The sequence below is a fragment of the Cupriavidus phytohabitans genome, from assembly GCF_000426345.1.
GTDB lineage: Bacteria > Pseudomonadota > Gammaproteobacteria > Burkholderiales > Burkholderiaceae > Cupriavidus.
Genome location: NZ_AUFE01000010.1, coordinates 33,130 through 47,984, shown reverse-complemented (window position 1 = coordinate 47,984; position 14,855 = coordinate 33,130). Strand labels below are relative to the sequence as shown.

Here is a 14,855-nt window from a genome sequence, read left to right as displayed (position 1 = left end):
GTTCCCGCTGGCTGGCGCGCAAGGCGCTCAGGCGGCGTGGGTACTGGGATGCGCGCTGGGAGGCGCGTCTGTCTCCGGGGCGGTCTGCGCCACGCCAGCGGCGCTGGACTTATCGGCGAAAGCCCGTGCGATACGGGGAATCACGCCATTCTTGGCGGCATCATACCCGCGTTTGATTGCCCACTCAAAGGAATGGGCATCGGCCGAACCGTGGCTCTTGATCACCAGGCCGCGCAGGCCCAGCAGCGACGCACCGTTATAGCGCGCCGGATCAAGCCGCTTGGCGAGCCGCGACAGCACCGGCATGGCCACCGCCGCGAGCAGCTTGGTGAACCACGAGCGGGTGAATTCTTCCTTGATCATGCCGCCGATCATCTTGGCGAGGCCCTCGGTGCTCTTGAGCGCCACATTGCCGACAAAGCCGTCGCAGACGACGATATCGGTCGTTCCCTTGAAGATGTCGTTGCCTTCCACGTTGCCGTAGAAATTGAGCTCGGAAGCGCGCAGCAGCTCGCCAGCGCGCTTGACCACCTCGTTGCCCTTGATGACTTCCTCGCCGATATTCAGCAGGCCGACGGACGGGCGGTCCTTGTGGTCCACCACGGCCACCATGGCCTCGGCCATGCGGGCAAACTGCAACAGGTGTTCTGGCTCGCAGTCGGCGTTGGCGCCGAGGTCCAGCACGGTGGTGCCCCAGCCTTCCTGGTTCGGGATGGTGGTGGCGATGGCCGGCCGCTCGATGCCTTCGAGCGTTTTCAGCACATAGCGCGACACCGCCATCAGCGCGCCGGTATTACCGGCGGAGATGCAGGCGCCGGCCTGGCCTTCCTTGACCTGGGTGACGGCCACGCGCATCGAAGAATCCTTCTTCTTGCGCAGCGCCACCTCGACCGGGTCATCCATGGTGATGACCTCGGTGGCCTCGACAATGCTTACACGCGGATGATCCAGCGCATGCAGCTTTTTCAGCTGCGCCCGAATGGCGTCCGGCAGGCCCACCAGCACCATTTCGGCATCGTCGTGGCGGGATAGAAAACTGATCGCCGCGGGCACGGTCACGGACACGCCGTGGTCGCCGCCCATGCAGTCGATAGCGATTTTGATCGTCATTGTTCCTGGTACGGATAGCGCGGCAGCGCACACCACGCCCGGCGGTTATCCCGAGCGCCCAACAAAAAAGCGGCAACGATCTTGCCGCTTTTTTGTGTCTGACCGTCTTGTGTCCGACTTACAGGCATGCGCGAGCGAGACGCAATGTCACGCCACGATATGCTATCAGTCGTTCTTGGTCTTGATGACCTTGCGGCCACGGTAGTAGCCGTTCGGGCTGACGTGGTGGCGCAGGTGGGTTTCGCCGGTGGTCGGCTCGACGGCCAGCGGGGCGACCGTCAGGTGGTCGTGCGAACGATGCATGCCGCGCTTGGACGGCGACTTCTTGTTCTGTTGAACAGCCATGATGACTCCTTCGAGAATTTTTCAATATTAACACACGCATCCCGCCCAAGGCGTAGCCGGGGCCCGGCCGGATGCTTCAACTACCACCTGCATAACGCGCCATCGGCCAGGTTGGCCTCAGTGCTTGTTCTTCAGGCCGGCCAGCGCCGCAAAGGGCGACGGCCGCTTTTCTTCCTCTGGCTCAGCCTCGGGCTGTGCCTCGCCGTCCGTGCCGGTCACGAGGCTTTCGTGCACCGACGGGCAGGCGTCATGCTTGGGGGCCACCGGCAGCGCCAGCAGCACTTCATCTTCAATCAGTTCCAGCAGCGAAAAGCGCTTGGAGCCGGCGATCACGTCGACTTCGTCGTCGTCCATCGGCGCGGCATCGGCTGCTTCCTCGCTCTCCACCACCTCGAAGCGCGTGGCCGTATCGATCGGCTCGGCATAAGGCGTCAGGCAGCGCTGGCAATCCAGCCACATCCGGCCCCTGACGGTCACATCGAAGAACAACCGCCGCGCCACCGGGGCGCCCGGCTCGGCCGCCTCTTCGCGCACGAAGCCGGTGGCCGTGTAGGCAAACGTCTCTTCAGGTGCCGAGGCTGGCGCTTGCGCGGCGGTCTCGGCTAAGATGCGCGGCAAATCCCGCACCGCCACGTCGCCGCTCAGGCTTTCGCCCTTGCGGCAGAACGCGAAGAGATCGAGCGCGCGCAGGTCAATTTGCTGGGTCATGTGCGTGGCTCCGGTCGTATTGCGTTGACTGGCTCGCCACATTCCACGCCTGCGCTGACAGCGGCCGCGCACATTGGCGGCACAGCGCCCAGGTGCGGATGCGGCAAAACGCGCGATTATACGACGCAAACCTTCTTGAGGTCAAAGGCCTTGCCAGGCAAACCTTACCTCATTCCTGTTACGCTTCAATCACTTATGCATCAAGACCCCCGCCCCAGGCTGATCCTCGGCTCCGGCTCGCCCTACCGCCGCGAGTTGCTCGAGCGGCTGCGCATCCCCTTCGAAGTGGCCACCCCGGACATCGACGAAACCCCGCTCGCAGGCGAAGCGCCGGAGGCTACCGCCCTGCGCCTGTCGCAGCGCAAGGCCGAGGCGATTGCCACGCGCCATCCGGGTACGCTGGTGATCGGCTCGGACCAGGTGCTGACACTGGACGGGGCGCAGATGGGCAAGCCCGGCACGCACGACAAAGCCGTCGCGCAGCTGCGCCGCATGCGCGGGCGCACCGCTGCCTTCCACTCGGCGCTGTGCCTGCTGGACGGGCGCAGCGGCACCGTGCAACTGGCCGACGTGCAGACCCGCGTGACCATGCGCGATCTGAGCGATGCCGAGATCGAAGCCTACCTGCAACTGGAACGTCCCTACGACGTGGCGGGTAGCGCCAAGTCCGAAGGGCTCGGCATCATGCTGCTCGAGCGCGTCGAGTCCGACGACCCCACGGCCCTGATCGGCCTGCCCCTGATCGCGCTGACCGGCATGCTGCGCCGGGCCGGCTACCCGCTGCTCGCAGCATGACCCACCGGACTCAACCATGAGCGGCAATCTTTTCCTGATTCCCAATACCCTCGGCAAGCGCGACGAAGCCGATCCGCTGGCGGAAGTCATTCCCGCCGGCGTGCAGCAGATCGCAGCCGGGCTCGACTACCTGGTCGCCGAGAACGCCAAGACCGCCCGCGCCTTCCTGAAGAAGCTGGGCGAAAGCACGCCGCTGGCGCGCCCGATCCAGCAGATCGAGATCCGCGAGCTGAACGTCAACACCCGCGCCGACGCGCTGGCCGAACTGCTCGCGCCGATCCAGGCCGGCCGCGACGGCGGCCTGCTGTCCGAAGCCGGCGTGCCGGCGGTGGCGGATCCCGGCGCCGAGCTGGTACGGCTGGCGCATGCGCGCGGCATCCGGGTGCGGCCGCTGGTGGGGCCCAGCTCGATCCTGCTGGCGGTGATGGGCTCGGGCCTGAATGGCCAGAGCTTTGCGTTCAACGGCTACCTGCCGGTCGATGCCGGCGACCGTGCGCAGCGGCTGCGCGAACTGGAGCAGCGTTCGCGCAAGGCCAGCCAGACGCAGGTGTTTATCGAAACGCCGTACCGCAACCTGGCGCTGCTAGAAGCAATGCGCCAGCATTGCGCCGGCACCACGCTGCTGTCGGTGGCGGTGGACCTGACGCTGCCGACCGAAACCATCGTCACGCTGCCGCTGTCGGCGTGGCGCCCGGACAAGATCGCGCTGCAAAAGCGGCCGGCGATCTTTTCGCTGCTGGCAGCCTGAACACGCCAGCCGTATAGAAAGGGGCGCAAGCGCGCCCCGTTTTCATCTGCCGAAGCGCGCCACCTGCCTCAGTGCATGCCCTGCAGGCGCGTGCTCCACAGCATGGTCTTCATTGCCGCGGTGCCGACCGCAGCGCCGAAGCGCTTGGCCACGCGCTCGGCGATGTTTTCCTTGACCGTGTAGTCGACGATATCCTCGGCCTTGAGTACGTCGCGCGCGACGGAATCAGAGGTTCCCAGCGCGTCGGCCAGGCCCAGTTCGATGCTGCGCTCGCCCGACCAGAACAGCCCGGAGAACAGGTCCGGATCGTCCTTGAGCCGGTCGCCCCGGCCTTCCTTCACCACGTCGATGAACTGCTCGTGGATTTCCTTGAGCATCGCCTCGGCGTAGGCCTTCTGCCTCGGCACCTGCGGCGAGAACGGGTCGAGCATGCCCTTGTTCGCGCCCGAGGTGTACAGCCGGCGCTCCACGCCGAGCTTGTCCATCAGGCCGGTAAAGCCGAAGCCGTCCATCAGCACGCCGATCGAGCCGACGATGCTGGCCTTGTCGACATAGATCTTGTCGGCCGCCGCGGCGACGTAATAGCCACCCGAGGCACAGATTTCCTCGATCACAACATAGAACGGCTTGGACGGATAGAGCCCGCGCAACCGCTGGATCTCGTCGTTGATGATGCCGGCCTGCACCGGCGAGCCGCCCGGGGAGTTGATCTTGAGGATCACGCCGGCGGCGTTGGCGTCGGCAAATGCCGCCTGCAGCGAGGCATTGATCGACTCGGCGCCGGCCGGCGTACCGGCAGCGATCTCGCCCTCCAGCGTGACCATCGCGGTATGGCGGCCGGACGTGTTGATGCCGTCGCCCTTGAAATCGAACAGCGCGACGAAGATCAGCGCCAGCAGGCCCAGTCCGACGAAACGGAAGAAGATGCGCCAGCGGCGTGCGGCGCGCTGCTCGCGCAGTGATGCCGTCAGCACCTTTTCCAGGACATCGCGCTCCCAGCCCGCGGCGCCCACCGGACCGTTGCCGGCCGCTCCGGCACCCCCAGCCATGCGGGCCTTGCGTTCGCGCTGCTCGCGCTGGGCCGCAGCGTCGCCTGCGCGCAGTTCGTTTTCCAGCGGATAGTCGGCTTGCTTCGCGGTGACGAGGCGTTCGGACTCGGGTTGTTTTGTATCGTCCTGCCCAGGTTCACGCGATTCGCCCGATGCTTCCGGTTGACCAATTGGCGGCTTCTGTTCTTCTGTCATGCAACTCGCTCGTGGAAAACTTGAAAACAGAACGGGCGGCCAGGCCGCCCGTCATTCAGGTGCCGTTCGCTTGCGCGGCGGCCCGGTACGGACCTTCAGGGAACCAGAAGACCTGGCCATCGCGCTCTTCGATACGCAGTTTGGCCAGCGCCGCGCCGCGGCAGGGACCGCCGACGCACTCGCCGCTATCCGGCGCATAAACCGCGCCATGTGTGGCGCACATCAAGTATAGGCCCGAGCTGTCGAAGAACCGCCCCTCCTGCCAGTCGAGCTCCATCGGTACATGCGCGCACTGGTTCAGGTAGGCATGCGCAGCACCGTCGAAGCGCACCACGAAGGCGCCGATCTCGCGGCTGTCCAGCACCACAGAGAAGCGCACCCCAAGGCCGCCCTCTTCCAGGTCTGCCGCGGCGCACAGCCGCACCGCGCCCTGGCCGGCCGCGTTCTCAGGCATGGACCAGCAACCAGTCGGTCAGGTCGGCGATCGAGGTGGCGCAATGTACCGGCGCCATCGCCCGCAGCGAGTCGCCTGGATGTGCGCCATAGCATACGCCAATGCCCGCGGCGCCGGCATTGACCGCCATCTGCAGGTCATGGGTGGTGTCGCCCACCATGACGGTGCGCGCCATGTCCTGCCCCAGCTCGCGGGTCAGTTCCTGCAGCATGGCCGGATGCGGCTTGGAAAAGGTTTCGTCGGCACAGCGGGTAGCGTCGAAGAGCCGCGTCAGGCCGCTGGCGGCCAGCGCGCGCTGCAGGCCGACACGGGTCTTGCCGGTGGCAACGCCGAGGAAATAGTGTTCGCCGCGTAGCGTTTCCAGCATCTCGCGCACGCCGTCGAACAGCACCAGATCGGCGTCGCGGGTCAGGAAATGGTAGCGGTAGCGCTCAGCCAGGCGCGGATAGTCGACCGGGTCCAGCGTCGGCACTGCGTACGACAATGCATCCTTCAGCCCAAGCCCGATCACATGGCTGGCCGCGCTGTCGTCCGGCACGGGCAGGCCCAGGTCGCGGCTGGCGAGCTGGATGCACTTGGCGATGGTCGGGGTCGAGTCCATCAGCGTCCCGTCCCAGTCGAAAACGATCAGGTCAAATTGTTGCCTGGCCATGGTTGTCCTTGTGGCGTTGATCGCGCGGCCCTACTCCGGGGCGCGCAGCTGTCGCAATTGTTGCAGGAATCCGACGCATTCGTCTGGCAACGGTGCCTCGACGGCCAGCGGCGCGCCCGTCGCCGGGTGGATGAACACCAGCCGGTGGGCGTGCAGGAACATGCGCTTGATGCCGGGATTCGCAGCGGAACGCGCCAGCGACTTGTTCAGGGGGAAATCGCCGTACTTCTCGTCGCCAACGATCGGGAATCCCGAATGCGCCAGGTGGACGCGGATCTGGTGCGTACGACCGGTCTTCAGCTCGGCCTCCAGCAAGGTAAAGCCGGGAAACGCCTCGATCCGGTTGAATACCGTGTGCGACGCCAGCCCGTCGGCCTGTACCCGCACGCGTCGCTCGCCGTCGGGCGTGGTGTACTTATATAGAGGCAGCTTCACATGCTGCCGGTTATTCGGGAACTCGCCGGCCACGCAGGCGAAATACCGCTTGTCCATGCTGTTGCCGCGGATCTGCTCATGCAGGTGGACCAGGGCCGAGCGCTTCTTGGCCAACACCAGGATGCCCGAGGTCTCACGGTCGAGCCTATGCACCAGCTCGAGGAACTTGGCCTGGGGCCGCGCCTGGCGCAACTGCTCGATCACGCCGAAGGCAACGCCCGAGCCGCCATGGACCGCCACGCCGGCGGGCTTGTTCACCACCAGCAGCTGCGCATCCTCGAACAGCACGGGAAATTCGCTGGCTGGCACCGGCTGCGCCCCGGCGGATTGAGCCGAAGACGCCACTCGCATCGGGGGAATTCGCACCACGTCGCCAGATTGCAGGCGATAAGTGGCATCGATGCGCCCCTTGTTGACGCGCACTTCACCCGACCGCAGCACCCGGTAGATATGGCTCTTGGGTACGCCCTTGGCCACCTTCAGCAGGAAGTTGTCGATGCGCTGACCTTCGGAGCCCTCGTCGATCGTGACATACGCCACCTGCGGGCTTGCCGGCGCTACATCGGCAGGCTTTTCAATTTGATGGCGTAACTCATTCATTTTCAATATAATTTCCTCGCTGTTCCGGCCGGGGCCGGCAGCGCAAGACCTGTGTAAGCGATCAATCCCGTGATTAATCTTGGATTGACCGCATTCTACACTTGGGGTCGCCGCCAACCCGGACCGTCTTCCGCCCTGCGCCGCTTCATTGCGTGATCCGCGCGGACGCCAGACGGCCAAATGGCAGTAAAAGCAGCACGCACGATATCGCCGGCACGCAGGAAGTCGCCCAAAGGAGGCTTCGGCGCAGCAGGCGATGACGTGGGAACAGAGTGTTCAGGTAAAACAGAATTCAAGAGTGGATGCCCCGTAGGCATCCGCTTCGGTGAGAGAAGTCCCGCCTGCACCGGGAAACGGTGCCGGCCGGCAGGCCCGCCTGCCGCCTGACTGGAAATACCGGCGCCCGGTCGCAGAACTCCAAGAAGTAGTAGGTGCGCCCGCCAGGAGATGTCAGGCAGCATTGGCAGCCTTGCCGTGTCCGAAAAATTTGCTCTTTGACGCGTCTAGGCCTTCCGCGGCCCGGCCGCGATGCCGCCGGCGCCAGTTGCGCTGGCGTCCAGCATCGCCTCCGGAACGGGAACGCGCCAGTGTCTGCCAGAGCAGCCGCCGGCGTACTCTCCCGCCCCACGGACGTTACCCCGACGTCATCGCCTCTCTTTCACCCGCGCCCAGCCGCTCGCCTTTGCGCGAAACGGCGCTTTCCGGCAATTCTCGCGCCTTCGCTCGCTCCCTCGCGTGCTCCATGGATCGCCGCGGACACCGCCAAGACGGTGCAACCGCGGCTCTGGAGTGAGGTATTGCGATGAAACGCATGCTGTTCAACGCGACGCAACAGGAGGAATTGCGCGTCGCCATCGTCGACGGTCAGAAACTGATCGATATCGACATCGAGACTGCCGGGCGCGAACAGCGCAAGGGCAACATCTACAAGGGTGTCATCACCCGTATCGAACCCTCGCTGGAAGCCTGCTTCGTCAACTACGGCGAAGAACGCCACGGCTTCCTGCCGTTCAAGGAAGTGGCCCGAGCCTTCTTCAAGGAAGGCATCGACGTGCGCAACGCGCGTATCCAGGATGCCCTGCATGAAGGCCAGGAACTGATCGTCCAGGTCGAGAAGGAAGAGCGAGGCAACAAGGGCGCGGCCCTGACCACCTTCATTTCGCTGGCCGGCCGCTACCTGGTGCTGATGCCGAACAACCCGCGCGGCGGCGGCGTGTCCCGCCGCATCGAGGGCGAGGACCGCCAGGAGCTGCGCGAAACCATGTCGCAGCTGACCGTGCCTGAAGGCATGAGCATCATCGCCCGTACCGCGGGCATCGGCCGCTCGGCCGAGGAACTGCAGTGGGACCTGAACTACCTGCTGCAACTGTGGAAGGCCATCGACGGCGCCGCCGGCGACAACAAGGCCCCGCTGCTGATCTACCTGGAATCGAGCCTGGTGATCCGCGCCATCCGCGACTACTTCCAGCCGGATATCGGCGAGATCCTGATCGATACCGACGAGATCTACGAACAGGCCCGCGCTTTCATGAGCGTGGTGATGCCTGACAACATGAACCGCGTGAAGAAGTACCGGGACGACGTGCCCCTCTTCTCGCGTTTCCAGATCGAACACCAGATCGAGTCGGCCTACTCGCGCATGGTGATGCTGCCCTCCGGCGGCGCCATCGTGATCGACCACACCGAGGCGCTGGTCTCCGTGGACGTGAACTCGGCCCGCGCTACCAAGGGCGCAGACATCGAGGAAACCGCGCTGCGCACCAACCTTGAAGCCGCCGACGAGATCGCCCGCCAGCTGCGCCTGCGCGACTTGGGCGGCCTGATCGTGATCGACTTCATCGACATGGAATCGGGCAAGGCCCAGAAGGACGTGGAAACGCGCCTGAAGGACGCGCTGCGCCATGACCGCGCCCGTGTGCAGATGGGCAAGATCAGCCGCTTCGGCCTGATGGAGCTGTCGCGCCAGCGCCTGCGTCCGTCGCTGTCGGAGGGCTCGCACATCACTTGCCCGCGCTGCAACGGCACGGGTCATATCCGCGATACCGAATCGTCCGCCCTGCAAGTGCTGCGCATCATCCAGGAAGAGGCGATGAAGGAAAACACCGCCGCCATCCACTGCCAGGTACCGGTGGAGGTCGCCGCCTTCCTGCTGAACGAGAAGCGCCAGGAAATCAACCTGATCGAGCTGCGCTTCAAGGTCAACGTGCTGCTGATCCCGAACAAGCACCTGGAAACGCCGCACTACAAGCTGGAGCGCCTGCGCCACGACGACCCGCGCCTGGAAGACAGCACCGCCAGCTACAAGATGGCCGAGGCTGCCGCCAAGGAACTGGAAGCTGACACCAGCTACAGCAGCCGCCGCAAGGAAGAAGCCAAGCCGCGTCAGGAAGCGGCGGTCAAGGGCATCACTCCGGAACAGCCGGCTCCGGTCTCCGTGCCGCGTCCGGAGCGCGCTCCGCGTCCGGAAGCTGCCCCGGCCGCTCCGCCCGTCCCTGCCACCAAGCCGGTGGAAGCCGGCGGTTTTATCGCCTGGCTGAAGGGCCTGTTTGGCGCGCGTCCGGCGCCTGCGCCGGTGGTTGAGCCGGCCAAGCCGGTGGCGGCCGCCGAAAGCCGCGGTGGCGAAGGCCGCCGCGAGCGCGGCCAGCGCGGCGAAGGCCGTGGCCAGCGTGGCGAGCGTACCGAACGCGCCGAGCGCGGTGAGCGTGGCGAGCGTCAGGAACGCGGCGACCGCCAGCCTCGCGGTCAGCGTGCAGAGCGTGGTGAGCGTGCCGAGCGCCAGCAAGGCGAGCGCGGCGAACAACGCGAAGGCCGTGGCGAGCGCCAGGGCCGCCAGCCGCGCCAGCAGGACGGCCAGGCCACTCCGGCCGTCGCCCGCCAGGCTGAAGCCGCCCAGGGTGAACGTGCCCAGGGTGAGCGCGCCGAAGCCCGCCAGGAAGGCCGCCGCGAACGCGGCCAGGAACGCCGCGAGCGCCAGCGCGATCGCCAGCGCGAACGCAGCGACCTGCGTGAAGCCGAGGCCGGCGAAGCGCCGCAGCCGGAAGCCGTAGCCGCCGCCCAGGCGCTGGGCGTGCTGCCGCAAGCCGCCGCAGACGAAGTGCCGGCCGTGCGCGCCGAACTGACGGAAGGTGCCGAAGGATTCGCCGAAACCGCCGAAGGCGAAGAGCGCCGCCGCCGTAACCGCCGTGGCCGCAACCGCTATCGCCGTGAGCGCGACGAGGCCGGCCAGGGCATGCAAGGTGAAGGCGAAGCCGCTCTGGAAGGCGCTGCCGAAGCCACCGAAGGCATCGCCCCGGTGACCAGCCAGGCCGCCCCGCAAGCAGAACCGGCGCCGCAGGCAGTGGTCGCGGCAGCCGCCGCGGAAAGCGTCGAAGCGATCCGTATCGCCGTGCCGGAAGCCGTGACACCTGCCCCCGCCGCCGAACCGGCACCGGTAGCCGCACCCGCGGCCGAACCCGTCCCGGCCGCCGTGGCCGTGCAGGCGGAATCCGCCGCAGCGCTGACTGAGGCGATCGCCGCCGAAGCCGTGGCCGAGCCGGTCTTGGCCGCAGCCGTGGAACCCGCCCCTGCCGTGCCCGCGCCCGCCGCGGAACCGGCCGCCGCGCCGGCCCAGGTCGCCCAGGTGACCCAGGCCGCACCGGCAGCTCCCGCTACCCCCGCTGCTGCGCCGGTGGCAATGGAAAGCCTCGAGCCGATGCTCGTCGGCGCCGGCTTGCAATGGGTCCATACCGATGCCGACAAGCTGCGCTCCGCCCAGGAAGCCGCTGCCCGCATCGTGCAGGCACCGCGCGTGCCGCGCGAGCGCAAGCCGCTGCCGCCGCTGCCCCAGGGGCCGATGATCCTGGTCGAGACCCGCGGCCGCGAGGTGGAAATGGCGTCGCAGCAGTAAGCCTGCCCGGGTGCCGTCGCCGGCACCCACGCCGCTGGAGAAGGGACAGCCCGAGGGACAGCCTCGGCTGTCCCTTTTTTCATGCACGCAAATCCCCGCGATTCGCGGGAATGCGGCTCCCCGGGCGCCCACTCGGCTAGAATGGCAGCAAATGCGTAGGGCTCCCTGAGTTCCCCGGCCTGGCCTAGCAGGCCGCTCGCCGGAGCAGCGCCCACCCACAGGCCATGACTGAATCCGTCATTCCGATCTTCGACCTGCGCGACCATCGCTACCATTCGATGACGCCGCGCATCCCCGGCAAGCTGGAATCGCCCACCGGCCTGGTGGCCGACACCCGCGGCCGGCCGTTGCATGACCTGCGCATCTCGGTGACGGACCGGTGCAACTTCCGCTGCGTCTACTGCATGCCGAAGGAAGTGTTCGACAAGGACTACACCTTCCTGCCGCACTCGGAACTGCTCAGCTTTGAAGAAATCGAGCGCACCGCACGCCTGTTCGTCGCGCACGGTGTCGAGAAGATCCGCCTGACCGGCGGCGAGCCGCTGCTGCGCAAGAACATCGAGCACCTGGTCGAGATGCTGGCAAAGATCGAGACCGTCTCTGGCAAGCCGCTCGACCTGACGCTGACCACCAATGCCTCGCTGCTGGCGCGCAAGGCGCGCTCGCTGCGCGACGCCGGCCTGACGCGCGTCAGCGTCAGCCTGGACGCGATCGACGACGCCACCTTCCGCCGCATGAACGATGTCGACTTCGCCGTCGCCGACGTGCTGCACGGCATCGAGACCGCGCAGGCCGTCGGCCTGGCGCCGATCAAGGTCAACATGGTGGTCAAGCGCGGCACCAACGACCAGGAAATCGTGCCGATGGCGCGCCATTTCCGCCATAGCGGCATCATCGTCCGCTATATCGAGTTCATGGACGTCGGTGCCAGCAACCACTGGCAGATGGACGAGGTGCTGCCCTCGGCCGAGGTCGTGCGCCGTATCGATGCCGAATTCCCGCTCGAACCCGTGCAGGCCAACTACACCGGCGAGACCGCCGAGCGCTGGCGCTACCGCGACGGCAGCGGCGAGATCGGCGTGATCTCCAGCGTCACCCATGCGTTCTGCGGTGATTGCAGCCGCATCCGGCTCTCCACCGAAGGCCGGCTCTACCTGTGCCTGTTCGCCACCGAGGGCTATGACCTGCGCGCGCTGCTGCGCGGCGGCTACAGCGACCTGGAGATCTCGAACGCCATCGCCCAGGTGTGGCAAGGGCGCACCGACAACTACTCCGAGCAGCGCGGCGACCCGGCAGTGCGCCAGGCACGGGCCGAGCGCAAGATCGAGATGTCCTATATCGGCGGCTGAACCCACCGCCACACTTCCATGATTGCACGCGACGACATCACCGGCCTGATCCTCGCAGGCGGCAGGGGCAGCCGCATGGGCGGCACCGACAAGGGGCTGCAGCCACTGCACGGCACGCCCATGGCGATGCACACGATGATGCGTCTCGGCCCGCAGGTCGGCAGCCTGATCATCAACGCCAACCGCAACCTTGCCGCCTATGAATCGTTCGGCGTGCCGGTCTACACCGACAGCGTGCCCGACTTTGCCGGGCCGCTGGCCGGCATGCTTGCGGGGCTGGAACAATGCGGCACATCCTGGATGGTGACGGCGCCTTGCGACTCGCCTTTCCTGCCCACCGATCTCGTGGCACGCCTGTCGCACGCCATCGAGTCCGAAGGCGCGGAACTGGCGATTCCGGTGACGCTGGATGAAACCGGCAAGCGCCAGACGCAACCCGTGTTTTGCCTGATGCCGGTCAGTGCGCTCGACAGCCTGGTCGCGTATCTTTCCGGCGGCGGCCGCAAGATCGAGACCTGGGCTGCGTCGCACCGGCTGGCCGAGGTGATGTTCGACGACGCCGCGGCCTTCGCCAATATCAACACGCTGGACGAACTGCGCACGCACGAAAGCCGCTAGTCACCCGCTAGTCAGCCGAAAACGCAATCACCCGCCGCCGAGCCACCATGCCTTCCCTGCAATCCGTCATTTCCTGCCTGTCCGACTACGATCCCACCGCGCTGCCGGTGGACCAGGCCAACCGCATCATCGGCGAGGTGGTGGAGCCGGTGCGCGGCATCGAACAGCTGCCGATCCGCAGCGCGCTCGACCGTGTGCTGGCCGAGGACATCGTCTCGACCATCGACGTGCCGGCCCATGACAACTCGGCCATGGACGGCTACGCCTTCCGCAGCGAAGCGCTCGCCGCCGCGCAGACCGACACCGTCGAGCTGGAGGTGATCGGCAGCGCCTTCGCCGGCGGTGCCGGCGCGCTCGCGCCGACGGCCGTGCAGGCGGTACGCATCATGACCGGCGCGGTGATGCCGGCAGGCTGCGACACGGTGGTGCCGCAAGAATTCGTCGAGACGGTGGCCGACGGTACGCACATCCGCTTTGCCGCCGATTGCGTGCGCGCCGGCGACAACCGCCGCCTGCGCGGCGAAGACCTGGCGCGCGGCCAGGCCGCGCTGCCGGCCGGCCGCATCGTCAGCCCGGCCGATCTCGGCCTGCTGGCTTCGCTGGGCATTGCCGAAATCCGCGTCCGCCGGCGCCTGCGCGTGGCCTTCTTCTCCACCGGCGATGAACTGCGCTCGATCGGCGAGCCGCTGGACGCTGGCTGCGTCTACGACTCGAACCGCTATACGCTGCACGGCATGCTGCGCCGGATGAACGTCGAACTCCTCGACATGGGCGTGGTGCGCGACGACCCCGAGGCCCTGGAAGCGGCCTTCCGCATGGCCTGCGAAAGCGCCGACGCCGTCATCACCTCGGGCGGCGTCTCGGTCGGCGAGGCCGACTACACCAAGCAGATCATGGCGCGCCTGGGCGATGTCACGTTCTGGAAGATCGCGATGCGCCCGGGCCGGCCGATGGCTTTCGGGCGTATCGGCAGCGGCGAAGGCCAGGAGGACCGGCAGGATCGGGACTCGGCGCTGCTGTTCGGCCTTCCGGGCAACCCCGTCGCCGTGATGGTCACCTTCTACCACTTCGTGCGGGCGGCGCTGCACCGCCTGATGGGTGCCAACGTGCCGCCGCTGCCGCTGCTGCAAGTGCGCAGCGCGCAGGCCATCCGCAAGAAGCCCGGCCGCACCGAATACCAGCGCGGCATCCTGGGCCGGGCGGCAGACGGACAGTGGGAGGTGCGCATCACCGGCCAGCAGGGTTCGGGCGTGCTGCGCTCGATGAGCGAGGCCAACTGCTTTATCGTGCTCGGCCACGAGCAGGACTCGGTCAAGGCCGGCGATCCGGTCGAGGTCATGCTGTTCGACGGGCTGGTCTGAGCGCAGCGGCAGCCCGACCGCTTCGCTGCGGCCGCAATGTGTGGTATTTGTGCTGCACATTTGACGCCGTGACGCGTCCGGCGCATGGCTTTCGGCCGCGGCGTGGGCAGCGGGCTATGCTTGGGATCGGCCAGTCGCTACACTTGGCGCACGATTCAGCAACAATCAAGTTACTCCCCGTCATGAATCAGGAGATCGCCTACCTCCATCCCGTGAAGACCGCCCGCGCGCTGGTGCTGGTCTACCTCTGCTTCTCGCTGCCGATCGTCTCGCTGGGCCTGTTTGTCACCTTTATCCGCTATGGCGACCTGCCGGCGATCACGGTCTTCAGCGCGATCATCCTGAATGCGCTGATCGGCTTTGGCCTGCTGTGGCTGGCATGCAAGGCGTACAACTGGGTGGCCGCCCGCTTTGGCGGCATCGAAGTCCACGTGCGCGAACTGGCGCCGGAAGACGACCGCTGAATTCAAGCCGATTCACGGTAATCCACAGGCTGGCAGGTCGCCGGCCATCCGGCCCGCGCTGCGGGCCGCCCCCTTCTGCTCTGACG

The 14,855-nt window shown here is 66.7% G+C and carries 14 protein-coding genes; 7 read left to right on the top strand and 7 right to left on the bottom strand.

Going from position 1 to position 14,855, the window contains the following annotated elements; genetic code table 11:
- Positions 1–27: 27 nt before the first annotated feature.
- The 3 genes from plsX to K309_RS0110075 form a co-directional block, all read right to left on the bottom strand.
- On the bottom strand, positions 28–1,110 hold the full coding sequence (plsX, locus tag K309_RS0110085; protein WP_029046301.1) for a phosphate acyltransferase PlsX: 1,083 nt from the start codon (positions 1,108–1,110) through the stop codon (positions 28–30).
- A gap of 165 nt (positions 1,111–1,275) precedes the next feature.
- Positions 1,276–1,455 carry a 50S ribosomal protein L32 gene (gene rpmF / locus K309_RS0110080; protein ID WP_029046300.1) on the bottom strand — a complete coding sequence of 60 codons (180 nt, stop codon included), beginning with the start codon at positions 1,453–1,455 and terminating at the stop codon, positions 1,276–1,278.
- A 117-nt stretch (positions 1,456–1,572) separates the two neighbouring features.
- Positions 1,573–2,163: a YceD family protein gene (locus K309_RS0110075; RefSeq protein WP_029046299.1), complete on the bottom strand. Its 591-nt coding sequence runs from the start codon at positions 2,161–2,163 to the stop codon at positions 1,573–1,575.
- A gap of 195 nt (positions 2,164–2,358) precedes the next feature.
- On the opposite strand from K309_RS0110075, the gene K309_RS0110070 reads away from it, so the two are divergent.
- Together K309_RS0110070 and K309_RS0110065 are read left to right on the top strand one after the other, a co-directional pair.
- Positions 2,359–2,958: a Maf-like protein gene (locus tag K309_RS0110070; RefSeq protein ID WP_029046298.1), complete on the top strand. Its 600-nt coding sequence runs from the start codon at positions 2,359–2,361 to the stop codon at positions 2,956–2,958.
- A gap of 16 nt (positions 2,959–2,974) precedes the next feature.
- Positions 2,975–3,706, top strand: coding sequence for an SAM-dependent methyltransferase (locus K309_RS0110065; RefSeq protein ID WP_029046297.1), 732 nt, complete (start codon positions 2,975–2,977; stop codon positions 3,704–3,706).
- 68 nt (positions 3,707–3,774) lie between these two features.
- On the opposite strand, the gene K309_RS0110060 is transcribed toward K309_RS0110065, so the two are convergent.
- From K309_RS0110060 to K309_RS0110045, 4 genes are read right to left on the bottom strand one after another with little or no spacing between them, the layout of a single operon-like run.
- A complete protein-coding gene (locus K309_RS0110060; protein WP_029046296.1) occupies positions 3,775–4,950 on the bottom strand; it encodes a S49 family peptidase in 1,176 nt (391 codons plus the stop codon).
- A gap of 55 nt (positions 4,951–5,005) precedes the next feature.
- Positions 5,006–5,404 (bottom strand): Rieske (2Fe-2S) protein, encoded by a 399-nt coding sequence (locus K309_RS0110055; RefSeq protein ID WP_029046295.1) that lies wholly within the window; start codon positions 5,402–5,404, stop codon positions 5,006–5,008.
- Complete coding sequence (locus K309_RS0110050; protein ID WP_029046294.1) at positions 5,397–6,056, bottom strand: HAD-IA family hydrolase; 660 nt, start codon at positions 6,054–6,056, stop codon at positions 5,397–5,399. The genes K309_RS0110055 and K309_RS0110050 overlap by 8 nt, the downstream gene beginning before the upstream one ends.
- A 30-nt stretch (positions 6,057–6,086) precedes the next feature.
- Positions 6,087–7,091, bottom strand: coding sequence for an RluA family pseudouridine synthase (locus K309_RS0110045; RefSeq protein WP_029046293.1), 1,005 nt, complete (start codon positions 7,089–7,091; stop codon positions 6,087–6,089).
- Between the two features lie 802 nt (positions 7,092–7,893).
- On the opposite strand from K309_RS0110045, the gene K309_RS0110040 reads away from it, so the two are divergent.
- The 5 genes from K309_RS0110040 (at position 7,894) to K309_RS0110020 (ending at position 14,769) form a co-directional block, all read left to right on the top strand.
- On the top strand, positions 7,894–10,977 hold the full coding sequence (locus K309_RS0110040) for an Rne/Rng family ribonuclease (RefSeq protein WP_029046292.1): 3,084 nt from the start codon (positions 7,894–7,896) through the stop codon (positions 10,975–10,977).
- A 224-nt stretch (positions 10,978–11,201) separates the two neighbouring features.
- Positions 11,202–12,326, top strand: coding sequence for a GTP 3',8-cyclase MoaA (gene moaA / locus K309_RS0110035; protein WP_029046291.1), 1,125 nt, complete (start codon positions 11,202–11,204; stop codon positions 12,324–12,326).
- A gap of 18 nt (positions 12,327–12,344) precedes the next feature.
- The gene (gene mobA / locus K309_RS0110030; protein WP_029046290.1) at positions 12,345–12,944 is read left to right on the top strand and encodes a molybdenum cofactor guanylyltransferase MobA; all 600 of its coding nucleotides are present in this window, start codon (positions 12,345–12,347) and stop codon (positions 12,942–12,944) included.
- Between the two features lie 47 nt (positions 12,945–12,991).
- Positions 12,992–14,305: a molybdopterin molybdotransferase MoeA gene (gene moeA, locus K309_RS0110025; protein ID WP_029046289.1), complete on the top strand. Its 1,314-nt coding sequence runs from the start codon at positions 12,992–12,994 to the stop codon at positions 14,303–14,305.
- A 182-nt stretch (positions 14,306–14,487) separates the two neighbouring features.
- Positions 14,488–14,769, top strand: a complete 282-nt coding sequence (locus tag K309_RS0110020) for a hypothetical protein (RefSeq protein WP_029046288.1) — start codon at positions 14,488–14,490, stop codon at positions 14,767–14,769.
- The last annotated feature ends 86 nt before the right edge of the window (positions 14,770–14,855 follow it).